At 45.1% G+C, this 14,229-nt stretch carries 7 protein-coding genes and 4 rRNA genes; 1 reads left to right on the top strand and 10 read right to left on the bottom strand.

What is annotated here, in order from left to right:
- Positions 1 to 68: 68 nt before the first annotated feature.
- From disA to B7E07_RS23135, 6 genes are all read right to left on the bottom strand, one after another.
- The gene (gene disA, locus B7E07_RS23110; RefSeq protein ID WP_080849057.1) at positions 69 to 1,142 is read right to left on the bottom strand and encodes a DNA integrity scanning diadenylate cyclase DisA; all 1,074 of its coding nucleotides are present in this window, start codon (positions 1,140 to 1,142) and stop codon (positions 69 to 71) included.
- A 2-nt stretch (positions 1,143 to 1,144) separates the two neighbouring features.
- Positions 1,145 to 2,524, bottom strand: a complete 1,380-nt coding sequence (gene radA / locus B7E07_RS23115) for a DNA repair protein RadA (protein WP_080849058.1) — start codon at positions 2,522 to 2,524, stop codon at positions 1,145 to 1,147.
- A gap of 255 nt (positions 2,525 to 2,779) precedes the next feature.
- Positions 2,780 to 5,233, bottom strand: coding sequence for an ATP-dependent protease ATP-binding subunit ClpC (clpC, locus tag B7E07_RS23120; protein WP_080849059.1), 2,454 nt, complete (start codon positions 5,231 to 5,233; stop codon positions 2,780 to 2,782).
- Positions 5,234 to 5,249: 16 nt separating this feature from the next.
- The gene (locus tag B7E07_RS23125; protein ID WP_080849060.1) at positions 5,250 to 6,317 is read right to left on the bottom strand and encodes a protein arginine kinase; all 1,068 of its coding nucleotides are present in this window, start codon (positions 6,315 to 6,317) and stop codon (positions 5,250 to 5,252) included.
- Between the two features lies 1 nt (position 6,318).
- Complete coding sequence (locus B7E07_RS23130; RefSeq protein WP_080849061.1) at positions 6,319 to 6,867, bottom strand: UvrB/UvrC motif-containing protein; 549 nt, start codon at positions 6,865 to 6,867, stop codon at positions 6,319 to 6,321.
- Between the two features lie 22 nt (positions 6,868 to 6,889).
- The gene (locus B7E07_RS23135) at positions 6,890 to 7,351 is read right to left on the bottom strand and encodes a CtsR family transcriptional regulator (RefSeq protein ID WP_066441654.1); all 462 of its coding nucleotides are present in this window, start codon (positions 7,349 to 7,351) and stop codon (positions 6,890 to 6,892) included.
- A gap of 265 nt (positions 7,352 to 7,616) precedes the next feature.
- On the opposite strand from B7E07_RS23135, the gene B7E07_RS23140 reads away from it, so the two are divergent.
- Positions 7,617 to 8,213, top strand: coding sequence for a class I SAM-dependent methyltransferase (locus tag B7E07_RS23140; RefSeq protein WP_080849062.1), 597 nt, complete (start codon positions 7,617 to 7,619; stop codon positions 8,211 to 8,213).
- 80 nt (positions 8,214 to 8,293) lie between these two features.
- Here B7E07_RS23140 and rrf (B7E07_RS23145) read toward each other — a convergent pair.
- The 4 genes from rrf (B7E07_RS23145) to B7E07_RS23160 all read right to left on the bottom strand — a co-directional run.
- Positions 8,294 to 8,408: ribosomal RNA gene (rrf, locus tag B7E07_RS23145) — 5S ribosomal RNA — on the bottom strand.
- Positions 8,409 to 8,719: 311 nt separating this feature from the next.
- Positions 8,720 to 8,836, bottom strand: a 5S ribosomal RNA gene (gene rrf / locus B7E07_RS23150).
- A gap of 205 nt (positions 8,837 to 9,041) precedes the next feature.
- Positions 9,042 to 11,954, bottom strand: a 23S ribosomal RNA gene (locus tag B7E07_RS23155).
- A 2,167-nt stretch (positions 11,955 to 14,121) separates the two neighbouring features.
- Positions 14,122 to 14,229: ribosomal RNA gene (locus B7E07_RS23160) — 16S ribosomal RNA — on the bottom strand; the annotation flags it as partial.

A 14,229-nucleotide genomic window follows, 5' to 3' on the forward strand; every position in this document is an offset into this window, starting at 1 on the left:
CGAACATCATGAGGTGTCAAATAATAACCAACCATTTTAGCACAACCAAATTTATAGTTCAATGGTCTCTATACATGTCTATCTAAAAAAACTTGGTTTTTTATACGTTTTAAGCCCTCTTTTATTTTTTTTGCCCTCACTTCTCCAATGCCATCAACATCATCCAGTTCTTCAATCGTAGCAGCCATAATATTTGGCAGCTCCTGAAATTGTTCTATTAAATTTACAATAATAATGGATGGCAAGCGCGCCACTTTATTTAGCATTCTATATCCTCTTGGCTGCTTCATTTCTTCAAGATGAATGTATCCTTGATATCCGAGAAGTTTCATAATTACACTGTCTTCTGCTCGATCTCCGTTTGAAATTTGCTGAAGTGAAGAGAGAACTTCTTTTGCACTCACTTTAGGTGAAAAGGCGTAATCCTTAATAATAAACTCAGCCTCTTTTTCTAATTCGGTCAATAACTCATCCATTTGCAGCCGAATTAGCCTGCCTTCTGTGCCGAGCTCGCAAAGGAATGTCAGCAGCTCGTTTTTTATTCTAAACACCATGGATACACTATGCAGTACATTTACAAGATCAGTATAAGTAACCGCTTCCTCAAATTCAAGCATACTTAAATCCGTGATTTTTTGTTCAAGAACCGCCTTATATTTTTCAAGTGTTTGCACAGCTACATTTGCTTTGGTTAAAATCACACCTATATCTCGCAATGCATACCGCAGAGAGCTTTGGTAAAGCGTGATGACGTTTCTCCGCTGTGATACTGCAATAACCAACGCACCAGTCTGCTTAGCAACACGCTCAGCTGTGCGGTGCCTCATCCCTGTTTCCGTTGAAGGGATGCCTCGGTCTGGCGCAAGCTGAGCATTCGCTACTAATATACGACTTCCTTCCTCGTTTAAAATAATTGCTCCATCCATCTTGGCCAGCTCATATAAATAGCTGGGAGTAAACGGACAATCAATCCGAAAACCGCCTTCTACGATTCCGTCTGTCTGCTCTTTGGAGCCTAAGACGATCAGTCCTCCCGTATTGGCTCGCAGAACGTTTTCAATCCCCTCACGGATTGGTGTTCCAGGGGCCATAAAGCGAAGGACTTTGGTGATCTTTTTCTCGTCCGCTTTTTTTGCTTCCATATTTACCTCCCTAGTGCTTCATTTAATGCCTCACTAACTGAGTTAACGCCTATGAGCTGAACACCTGCAGGAGCTTGCCAGCCTCCGATATTATTGGCGGGAAGGATTACTCGTTCAAAACCAAGCTTTGCAGCTTCTTGTACACGCTGTTCGATTCGGGACACGCGGCGGACTTCACCTGTTAATCCCACTTCTCCAATGACACAGTCTGTCGCACGGGTCGGCTTATCCCGAAAGCTTGAAGCAATGCTCACCGCAACTGCTAAGTCAATGGCTGGTTCATCAAGCTTTACACCGCCAGCTACTTTTAGATAGGCGTCTTGATTTTGCAAAAGAAGACCTACTCTTTTTTCTAACACAGCCATTAATAACGGGACTCGATTATGATCAATCCCTGTGGCCATTCTTCTTGGATTCCCAAAGCTTGTCGGCGAAATTAGCGCTTGAATTTCAACTAGAACCGGACGAGTACCTTCCATTGAAGCAACGACCGTGGAGCCTGCTGCACCTTCAGACCTTTCTTCGAGGAAGATTTCAGACGGATTGGCCACTTCTTCAAGGCCCATCTCCTTCATTTCAAAGATCCCCATTTCATTCGTGGAACCAAACCGGTTTTTCACGGCACGCAAAATTCGGTATGTGTGATGGCGCTCCCCCTCAAAATAAAGAACGGTATCCACCATATGCTCTAATAACCGCGGCCCAGCAATCGATCCTTCTTTTGTTACGTGGCCAACAATAAAGATAGCAATCCCTTTTGTTTTGGCGATTCTCATTAATTCCGCCGTACACTCGCGTACTTGCGAAACGCTTCCAGGAGCCGATGTAACCTCAGGATGGTAAATCGTTTGAATGGAATCAACGATCACAAAGGCAGGGCTGGTCTGTTCAATGGTTCTGCTGATTTCTTCAAGACTTGTTTCAGAGTAAACAAGCAGCTGCTCAGACGTTATACTGAGGCGGTCTGCCCGCAGCTTTGTCTGTCTCATCGATTCCTCACCGGATATGTATAAAACCGAGTGATTCTTTTTCGCAAGCTGTGAAGAGACTTGAAGGAGCAAGGTAGACTTCCCAATTCCTGGGTCTCCTCCTATTAAAACGAGTGATCCCCTAACAACACCGCCTCCAAGTACTCTATTTAATTCCTGTGATTCTGTCAGTACCCGTGGCTCTGATATCGTTTCAATTGTCGTAATTGGAGTAGCTTTCGAGGCTGTCCCCATTCCCTGCGAGTGAGCAAATGCCCCTCTTCTTGAATTAGCGGGCTTTTCAACTTCCTCCACCATCTTATTCCATTCACCGCAGCCTGGACATTTCCCCATCCATTTTGGTGATTCATATCCACATTCCTGACACATAAATTTCGTTTTCCGTTTTGCCATTACTTTCCCCTTCTTCCATACATCTATATATATTTCACAAATATAACAATTATCATTGATTCCAGTTAAATACTTATTGATGATCTATAACTATAACAGACAGGCTATGGAAAGAGAACTAAAGTGATAAAAAGATAAAACAGGGGGACAGGGAAGGAAGGACTATCGGATCAGCCCCATTATTACTGAAGTCATTCAGAAGGATATTACTTATAAAAAAGGCACACGAAAATTTGTTCGTGTACCTCAGTAAACTTATGCTTTATTTAAATTTGGTGTCCCGCTTGCTTCAGCTGTCTTAACGGTAAACTCGCCATTTTCGACATCAATGACAACATTCTGACCTGTTAATACAGTTCCTTTTAAAAGCTCTTCAGAAAGACGATCTTCGATATGCTTTTGAATCGCACGGCGCAATGGTCTTGCTCCATACTCCGGATCATAGCCTTCTTCAGCGATTTTCGCCTTAGCAGCTTCAGTAAGATCCAGCTGAATTTCTTGTTCATGCAGGCGTTTAGTCAATGAATCTGACATGAGCGAAACAATTTCCTGCAGATGTTTCTTTTCTAGAGCGTGGAAAACAATGATTTCATCAATACGGTTCAGAAATTCTGGACGGAATGCTTTTTTCAGCTCCTCCATTACTTTTCCTTTCATATCTTTGTAATCCTGATCTCCCTCTTGAACATTGAAACCTACATACTTGTTGCGTTTTAAAGCTTCTGCTCCAACATTTGAAGTCATGATTAAGACTGTATTACGGAAATCAACCGTTCTGCCTTTTGAGTCTGTCAGTCTTCCGTCCTCTAATACTTGCAGAAGAATATTAAATACGTCTGGGTGTGCTTTTTCAATTTCGTCGAGCAGGACAACAGAGTATGGCTTTCTGCGCACCTTTTCTGTCAGCTGGCCGCCCTCATCATAGCCAACATATCCTGGAGGAGAACCAACTAAACGAGAAGTAGAATGCTTCTCCATGTACTCGGACATATCAATGCGGATCATTGCCTCTTCATCGCCGAACATAGCCTCTGCCAGCGCCCTTGCCAATTCTGTTTTCCCTACTCCTGTTGGTCCAAGGAACACAAATGATCCGATTGGACGTTTAGGATCTTTTAATCCGGCACGTGCACGGCGCACAGCCTTAGAGATTGCTTTAACAGCTTCCTCTTGTCCAATGACACGGGAATGAAGAATTTCTTCTAAGTTAAGCAACTTTTGCGTTTCTGTTTCTGCCAGCTTAGATACCGGAATTCCTGTCCAGCTAGCAACAACATGTGCAATATCCTCAACGGTTACTTCGCTATTTTCTTTGCCCTGCTTTTCTTTCCAAGTTTTCTTGGTTTCTTCCAGCTGTTCGCGCAGGCGCTGTTCTGTATCACGCAATGATGCTGCTTTTTCAAATTCCTGGCTTTGTACGGCTGCATCCTTTTCTTTGCGGACATCCTCAAGCTTAACTTCAAGCTCCTTCAAGTTTGGAGGAGTCGTATAAGATCTCAATCTTACCTTTGAACCAGCTTCATCAATTAAATCAATTGCCTTATCTGGTAAGAAACGGTCAGAAATATAACGATCCGAAAATTTAACCGCTGCTTCAATCGCCTGATCTGAAATGGTTACACGGTGATGCGCCTCATAACGGTCTCTTAATCCTTTCAAAATTTGAACAGATTCATCGGACGTCGGCTCATCAACTGTAATCGGCTGGAAGCGGCGTTCAAGTGCTGCATCCTTTTCAATGTACTTGCGATATTCATCAAGCGTTGTAGCACCAATACATTGCAATTCACCACGTGCAAGGGATGGTTTTAATATATTTGAAGCATCAATGGCACCTTCTGCACCACCAGCACCAATCAAGGTGTGAAGTTCATCAATGAATAAGATGATGTTGCCGGCCTGGCGAATTTCATCCATTACTTTCTTCAATCTGTCTTCAAATTCACCGCGGTATTTTGTCCCAGCAACAACCGTACCCATATCTAGTGTCATAACTCTTTTATCACGAAGTGTCTCTGGCACTTCATTATTGATAATTTGCTGTGCTAACCCTTCAGCAATTGCTGTTTTACCAACCCCTGGTTCACCAATTAAAACAGGATTGTTTTTTGTACGGCGGCTAAGTACTTCAATGACACGCTGAATTTCTTTACTGCGCCCAATAACAGGGTCAAGACTTCCTTCTCTTGCAATCGCAGTTAAATCTCTGGCTAATCCATCAAGAGTTGGTGTATTGGCATTTGCTGATGCACCGCCTTGATGGCCTCCAGATTCATTGCTTCCTAAGAGCTGAAGCACTTGCTGTCTCGCTTTATTTAAGCTGACGCCAAGGTTGTTTAATACACGGGCAGCAACACCTTCTCCTTCACGGATTAATCCAAGAAGAATATGCTCTGTCCCTACATAGGAGTGTCCCAGCTTTCTTGCTTCATCCATTGATAATTCAATTACTTTTTTCGCTCTTGGCGTATAATGCGGTGATTGTGAGACTTCCTGTCCTCGTCCAATTAAGCTCTCTACCTCAGTCTGAATTTTCTCAGAACCAAGTCCTAGAGCATATAATGCCTTCGCTGCAATTCCCTCTCCTTCTCGAACCAAACCGAGCAGGATATGTTCTGTGCCAATATTATTATGTCCAAGGCGGATTGCTTCCTCTTGTGCTAATGCAAGTACCTTTTGCGCTCTTTCAGTAAATCGTCCGAACATCATATGATTATCCTCCCAACTATTTGCTTTCCATTTGTAATCTTTCACGAATGAGTGTTGCTCTGCGGATATCCCTTTCCTGTGGTCTTAAAGGTCCGCCAGCATATTGCTGTAAAAAGCCCGGCTGAGTCAAAATCATAAGCTCATTTAAAATATTTTCAGATACATTTTCAATGTATCCCATATCAATGCCAAGGCGAACATCAGACAAACAGCGTGCCGCCTCTTTTGTTTCAATGATTCTGCAATTCAGGAGAGTCCCATATGAACGGAAAACTCTGTCTTCTAATTGTATGTTAGAAGTCTTTGCTAATGCTTCCCTTGCTGACCTTTCCTGTGAAATTAATTGACTGACAACACTTTTCAAGTCTTCGGCAATATCTTCTTCGGATTTACCTAACGTCATCTGATTTGAAACTTGAAAGATGTTCCCTAGTGCTTCGCTGCCTTCCCCATAAATTCCTCTAACAACTAAACCGAGTTGATTAATTGCAGGGATAATTCGATTGATCTGCTGTGTTAATACAAGACCCGGCAAGTGCATCATGACAGAAGCACGGATACCGGTTCCTACATTGGTAGGACAGCTTGTTAGAAAACCGACCTTTTCATTAAAAGCATAATCAATTTCTTCCTCAAGCCAATTATCAATTGTATTCGCCATCTGCAGTGCTTCTAATAACTGAAAACCTGGGTATAGACATTGAATGCGTATATGATCCTCTTCATTAATCATGATACTAATCTCTTCACTTTCTGATAGGAGGCAAGCACCATGTGTAGAGTTTTCCGCTAAGTGAGGGCTAATTAAATGCTTCTCCATTAATACCCTTTTCTGCAGCGGCTGCAGTTCATCCATAAGCAGCAATTCCAAGTGTTTATCTTCTATTTCTCCAGGATGCTCTAAACGTTTTTTGACTTGATTAATAACGGCTTCAGCCTCATCCTTCTCAAACAATGTTGGAAATCTATATTGCTTAAGATTTCGAGCAAGTCGAATTCGAGAACTTAAGACTATATCTGAATCCGGTCCCTCCGTACTCATCCAGGAGCTAATCGCCTGGTTAATAAAACGCTCCAACGACAAGTTACTCGCCCTCCTCATGAGCGGAATTCAGCTCTTTTTCTAACTTTCTTATCTCGTCTCGTGTTATGGCAGCTTCTTCAAACTCTTCGTTGGCAATGAATTCTTTCATTTTATGCTTGAGTTCTTCGATATTCTTTCGTAAATGGATACTTCCTCCGATTCTGGCGGGAATTTTTCCATTATGTGTTTCGTTTCCGCTATGAAGCCTTCTAAAAATAGGGGGAAGCTGTTCACTAAATGTTTCATAGCATTCTGCACAGCCAAACCTGCCAATCTTAATAAATTGCTTATATGTCATAGAGCAATTGGGGCATTGAATGACCTTTTCATTCTGAAAGGCATTTTGGCTGCTGCCCTGATAAGCTGGCTGTACATTAAGAAGTCCTGCCAAGAGATTATGAATGGAGTAGTTCTGTCCATTATTGAACATAAACATCTCCCCTTTTTCTGCAGCACATTTTTCACATAGCTGAAATTCTGCTTTTTCGCCATTTACTATTTTCGTAAAGTGCAAGGTAGCTGGTCTTTGATTGCATTCTTGACAAACCATCGGTTCCCCTCCAACCTGCTGTTTATTTATATTTCAAGGTTGTAAGCATTGCTTTTAGCATACGTGCTCGAAGTTCATCTCTATAGGGCAGGTCTATATATAATACCGATCGATCAATGACACTTAGCATGATTTTTGCTTCCCTTTTTGAGACAATTTCTTCTTCAACAAGTCTGTATATAACATTTTCAGCACTATTCTGGGCTATTCGTGAATCGATTATGGAGATTAGCTGATCAATTAAATGGGCGTAATCATAAGACTGCACCTTCATGATCCTTATATAACCTCCTCCTCCACGTTTACTTTCCACCATATACCCTTTCTCGATTGTAAACCGAGTATTGATAACATAATTTATTTGAGAAGGTACGCATTGAAACTTGTCTGCAATTTCACTTCTTTTAATCTCAACAATCTCCTGCTCGCTCAAGTCTAAAACTTGTTTCAGGTAGTTTTCAATGATGTCCGAAATGTTCCTCACCCGGCCACCCCCTATCTGACTTTGACTATATTTGACTTATATTATACATGATCTATGTAAAAACTTGCAACGAACTAGCATTAAACATTTTCCCCTAATTTTTTGTTCTTCAAACCTGTAATATAAAAAACGAAACGTGAGATTGTATAAAAAAAGAACTTATGAAAATAGTCTAATTGAAGGTTATGGCCCAGCTTTGTGGAACTATTAATTATACCCATTCGTATATTCGAGTTATTAATATAAAATACAAGGAGGTATAACAATAGATATGCTAAATAAGTTAATTCAGCAAGCAAAGAGGCCCGATGGGAAGATAGGTTCACTAATGTTAAAAATAATGAATTCCGCACATATTCAGTTAAATAAATGGGCTTTTGAAAAAGTAAAAATAACAGAAAGAGCCACAATATTAGATGCAGGATGTGGAGGCGGAAAGACAATTCGGTTATTATCACAATTGAATACAGAAGGAAAGATATTCGGAATAGATTATTCCCAGCAGGCAGTACAAAGTTCATACAGATCAAACAAATTGGATGTGGCCGCAGGTAAAGTAAATATTCAACAAGCAAGTATATATGATCTTCCGTTCTCAGAAAATACTTTTGACTTGGTTACAGCTTTTCAAACTCACTACTTTTGGGACCATTTAGAAGATGGAGTAAAAGAAATATTCAGGGTGTTAAAAAAGCAAGGGTGTTTCCTCGTTGCTGCAGAGATATACAAAATAAACTACCATATGAGAGACTATAAAACCAAGGTAGATTTAGAACAGCTTTTTCACAAAGTTGGATTTAAAAAGGTAAATTTATATGTCCATTCAAATAATAAATGGATATGTATTAAAGGAATTAAGTAATTAAATTAATGAAAAATCCTTGGTTTATATAAATGAAAAAACAAAAAAGCACATCCATAAAGATGTACTTTTTTCATGTTGCCCGGCAGCGTCCTACTCTCACAAGGGGACAGCCCCTAACTACCATTGGCGCTGAGAAGCTTAACTTCCGTGTTCGGGAGGGACGGGTATGACCTTCTCGCTATCATTGTTCGGAAATCGATAACCTTCACATCTCTTCGTCATCTCACTCGTCAAGGTCCTCACGTACCAACTACGTACGCTCCGGCCTTTCCTCAATCGATTCCTCGACCTGTTCGCTTCTCGCTTCCCTCACAGTTTGGTAAAAAGATAAGTTGAGCAAACTTACATTTTTAAGACTATACCTTGCGGCATTTTAGGTCCTTCCTCCAATGCCAACTACATGCACTGGCTCTCCAATGTTTCTCGAAGTTAAACAGTCGTCTTCAATTTAGAATTTCAACGACAAAAAAAGCACATCTATAAAGATGTACTTTTTTCATGTTGCCCGGCAACGTCCTACTCTCACAAGGGGACAGCCCCTAACTACCATTGGCGCTGAGAAGCTTAACTTCCGTGTTCGGGATGGGAACGGGTGTGACCTTCTCGCTATCGCCACCGGACTATTTAATTGAAGAAAGGTTATTCCTTCAAAACTAGATAATGTTAGAAGAAGAATGTAAGTAATGCCATTGTTTTGTCTAGCTTTGGCTCCTAACTTCTCGGCCGTTTCGGTCCATTCCTCCAAATCCAAAGTACAGGATTTGAATGACTGGCCCTCCAACGTCTGTCGAAGTTGAACAGTCGCCTCCGCATTTCATTGTGGTTAAGTCCTCGAACGATTAGTATCAGTCAGCTGCACGTGTCGCCACGCTTCCACCTCTGACCTATCAACCTGATCATCTTTCAGGGTTCTTACTAGCTTGACGCTATGGGAAATCTCATCTCGAGGGGGGCTTCATGCTTAGATGCTTTCAGCACTTATCCCTTCCGCACATAGCTACCCAGCGATGCCTTTGGCAAGACAACTGGTACACCAGCGGTGCGTCCATCCCGGTCCTCTCGTACTAAGGACAGCTCCTCTCAAATTTCCTGCGCCCACGACGGATAGGGACCGAACTGTCTCACGACGTTCTGAACCCAGCTCGCGTACCGCTTTAATGGGCGAACAGCCCAACCCTTGGGACCGACTACAGCCCCAGGATGCGATGAGCCGACATCGAGGTGCCAAACCTCCCCGTCGATGTGGACTCTTGGGGGAGATAAGCCTGTTATCCCCGGGGTAGCTTTTATCCGTTGAGCGATGGCCCTTCCATGCGGAACCACCGGATCACTAAGCCCGACTTTCGTCCCTGCTCGACTTGTAGGTCTCGCAGTCAAGCTCCCTTGTGCCTTTACACTCTACGAATGATTTCCAACCATTCTGAGGGAACCTTTGGGCGCCTCCGTTACTTTTTAGGAGGCGACCGCCCCAGTCAAACTGCCCACCTGACACTGTCTCCCGCCCCGATCAGGGGCGCGGGTTAGAATTTCAATACAGCCAGGGTAGTATCCCACCGACGCCTCCACCGAAGCTGGCGCTCCGGTTTCTCAGGCTCCTACCTATCCTGTACAAGCTGTACCAAAATTCAATATCAGGCTACAGTAAAGCTCCACGGGGTCTTTCCGTCCTGTCGCGGGTAACCTGCATCTTCACAGGTACTATAATTTCACCGAGTCTCTCGTTGAGACAGTGCCCAGATCGTTACGCCTTTCGTGCGGGTCGGAACTTACCCGACAAGGAATTTCGCTACCTTAGGACCGTTATAGTTACGGCCGCCGTTTACTGGGGCTTCGATTCAGAGCTTCGCTTGCGCTAACCCCTCCTCTTAACCTTCCAGCACCGGGCAGGCGTCAGCCCCTATACTTCGCCTTGCGGCTTCGCAGAGACCTGTGTTTTTGCTAAACAGTCGCCTGGGCCTATTCACTGCGGCTCATCAAGGCTTTAACACCCTAATGAGCACCCCTTCTCCCGAAGTTACGGGGTCATTTTGCCGAGTTCCTTAACGAGAGTTCTCTCGCTCACCTTAGGATTCTCTCCTCGCCTACCTGTGTCGGTTTGCGGTACGGGCACCTAATCCTCGCTAGAGGCTTTTCTTGGCAGTGTGGAATCAAGAACTTCGGTACTATATTTCCCTCGCCGTCACAGCTCAGCCGTATGCAAGCGGGATTTGCCTCACTTGCAGCCTAACTGCTTGGACGCGCTAATCCAACAGCGCGCTTACCCTATCCTCCTGCGTCCCCCCATCACTCAAACGGATTTTGGTGGTACAGGAATATCAACCTGTTGTCCATCGCCTACGCTTTTCAGCCTCGGCTTAGGTCCCGACTAACCCTGAGCGGACGAGCCTTCCTCAGGAAACCTTAGGCATTCGGTGGATGGGATTCTCACCCATCTTTCGCTACTCATACCGGCATTCTCACTTCTAAGCGCTCCACCAGTCCTTACGGTCTAGCTTCAACGCCCTTAGAACGCTCTCCTACCACGGACACCTAATGGTGTCCATCCACAGCTTCGGTGATACGTTTAGCCCCGGTACATTTTCGGCGCGGAGTCACTCGACCAGTGAGCTATTACGCACTCTTTAAATGGTGGCTGCTTCTAAGCCAACATCCTGGTTGTCTAAGCAACTCCACATCCTTTTCCACTTAACGTATACTTTGGGACCTTAGCTGGTGGTCTGGGCTGTTTCCCTCTTGACTACGGATCTTATCACTCGCAGTCTGACTCCCATGGATAAGTCTTTGGCATTCGGAGTTTGTCTGAATTCGGTAACCCGATGAGGGCCCCTAGTCCAAACAGTGCTCTACCTCCAAGACTCTTACTACATGAGGCTAGCCCTAAAGCTATTTCGGAGAGAACCAGCTATCTCCAAGTTCGATTGGAATTTCTCCGCTACCCACACCTCATCCCCGCACTTTTCAACGTGCGTGGGTTCGGTCCTCCATTCAGTGTTACCTGAACTTCAACCTGGACATGGGTAGATCACCTGGTTTCGGGTCTACGACCACATACTCATTCGCCCTATTCAGACTCGCTTTCGCTGCGGCTCCGTCTTATCAACTTAACCTTGCATGTAATCGTAACTCGCCGGTTCATTCTACAAAAGGCACGCCATCACCCGTAAATGGGCTCTGACTACTTGTAGGCACACGGTTTCAGGAACTATTTCACTCCCCTTCCGGGGTGCTTTTCACCTTTCCCTCACGGTACTGGTTCACTATCGGTCACTAGGGAGTATTTAGCCTTGGGAGATGGTCCTCCCTGCTTCCGACGGGATTTCTCGTGTCCCGCCGTACTCAGGATCCACTCTGGAGGGAACGAAGTTTCAACTACAGGGCTTTTACCTTCTATGGCCGGCCTTTCCAGACCTGTTCACTTACCTCGCTCCTTTGTAACTCCGTGTAGAGTGTCCTACAACCCCAAGAGGCAAGCCTCTTGGTTTGGGCTAATCCCGTTTCGCTCGCCGCTACTCAGGGAATCGCGTTTGCTTTCTCTTCCTCCGGGTACTTAGATGTTTCAGTTCCCCGGGTCTGCCTTCAATACCCTATGTATTCAGGTAAAGATATCATCCCATTACGGATGATGGGTTCCCCCATTCGGAAATCTCCGGATCAAAGCTTACTTACAGCTCCCCGAAGCATATCGGTGTTAGTACCGTCCTTCATCGGCTCCTAGTGCCAAGGCATTCACCGTGCGCCCTTTCTAACTTAACCANGGACCGTTATAGTTACGGCCGCCGTTTACTGGGGCTTCGATTCAGAGCTTCGCTTGCGCTAACCCCTCCTCTTAACCTTCCAGCACCGGGCAGGCGTCAGCCCCTATACTTCGCCTTGCGGCTTCGCAGAGACCTGTGTTTTTGCTAAACAGTCGCCTGGGCCTATTCACTGCGGCTCATCAAGGCTTTAACACCCTAATGAGCACCCCTTCTCCCGAAGTTACGGGGTCATTTTGCCGAGTTCCTTAACGAGAGTTCTCTCGCTCACCTTAGGATTCTCTCCTCGCCTACCTGTGTCGGTTTGCGGTACGGGCACCTAATCCTCGCTAGAGGCTTTTCTTGGCAGTGTGGAATCAAGAACTTCGGTACTATATTTCCCTCGCCGTCACAGCTCAGCCGTATGCAAGCGGGATTTGCCTCACTTGCAGCCTAACTGCTTGGACGCGCTAATCCAACAGCGCGCTTACCCTATCCTCCTGCGTCCCCCCATCACTCAAACGGATTTTGGTGGTACAGGAATATCAACCTGTTGTCCATCGCCTACGCTTTTCAGCCTCGGCTTAGGTCCCGACTAACCCTGAGCGGACGAGCCTTCCTCAGGAAACCTTAGGCATTCGGTGGATGGGATTCTCACCCATCTTTCGCTACTCATACCGGCATTCTCACTTCTAAGCGCTCCACCAGTCCTTACGGTCTAGCTTCAACGCCCTTAGAACGCTCTCCTACCACGGACACCTAATGGTGTCCATCCACAGCTTCGGTGATACGTTTAGCCCCGGTACATTTTCGGCGCGGAGTCACTCGACCAGTGAGCTATTACGCACTCTTTAAATGGTGGCTGCTTCTAAGCCAACATCCTGGTTGTCTAAGCAACTCCACATCCTTTTCCACTTAACGTATACTTTGGGACCTTAGCTGGTGGTCTGGGCTGTTTCCCTCTTGACTACGGATCTTATCACTCGCAGTCTGACTCCCATGGATAAGTCTTTGGCATTCGGAGTTTGTCTGAATTCGGTAACCCGATGAGGGCCCCTAGTCCAAACAGTGCTCTACCTCCAAGACTCTTACTACATGAGGCTAGCCCTAAAGCTATTTCGGAGAGAACCAGCTATCTCCAAGTTCGATTGGAATTTCTCCGCTACCCACACCTCATCCCCGCACTTTTCAACGTGCGTGGGTTCGGTCCTCCATTCAGTGTTACCTGAACTTCAACCTGGACATGGGTAGATCACCTGGTTTCGGGTCTACGACCACATACTCATTCGCCCTATTCAGACTCGCTTTCGCTGCGGCTCCGTCTTATCAACTTAACCTTGCATGTAATCGTAACTCGCCGGTTCATTCTACAAAAGGCACGCCATCACCCGTTAATGGGCTCTGACTACTTGTAGGCACACGGTTTCAGGAACTATTTCACTCCCCTTCCGGGGTGCTTTTCACCTTTCCCTCACGGTACTGGTTCACTATCGGTCACTAGGGAGTATTTAGCCTTGGGAGATGGTCCTCCCTGCTTCCGACGGGATTTCTCGTGTCCCGCCGTACTCAGGATCCACTCTGGAGGGAACGAAGTTTCAACTACAGGGCTTTTACCTTCTATGGCCGGCCTTTCCAGACCTGTTCACTTACCTCGCTCCTTTGTAACTCCGTGTAGAGTGTCCTACAACCCCAAGAGGCAAGCCTCTTGGTTTGGGCTAATCCCGTTTCGCTCGCCGCTACTCAGGGAATCGCGTTTGCTTTCTCTTCCTCCGGGTACTTAGATGTTTCAGTTCCCCGGGTCTGCCTTCAATACCCTATGTATTCAGGTAAAGATATCATCCCATTACGGATGATGGGTTCCCCCATTCGGAAATCTCCGGATCAAAGCTTACTTACAGCTCCCCGAAGCATATCGGTGTTAGTACCGTCCTTCATCGGCTCCTAGTGCCAAGGCATTCACCGTGCGCCCTTTCTAACTTAACCAATGTTTATGGTTATTGCTCTTACTTAAAATAAATAAGAGAGAAAAAACTAAGATGGCGATTACTTGGTAATCTTCTTCTATTGCATTATCTAGTTTTCAAGGAACAAGTTATAATGAGAGATTGCTCTCTCAAAACTGAACGAACAAATAAAGACGTCTTTTAATGAAGATAACTTCATTTCATCCTTAGAAAGGAGGTGATCCAGCCGCACCTTCCGATACGGCTACCTTGTTACGACTTCACCCCAATCATCTGTCCCACCTTAGGCGGCTGGCTCCAAAAGGTTACCCCACCGAC

This window comes from Cytobacillus gottheilii (assembly GCF_900166665.1).
GTDB classification, from domain to species: Bacteria; Bacillota; Bacilli; order Bacillales; family Cytobacillaceae; genus Cytobacillus; species Cytobacillus gottheilii_A.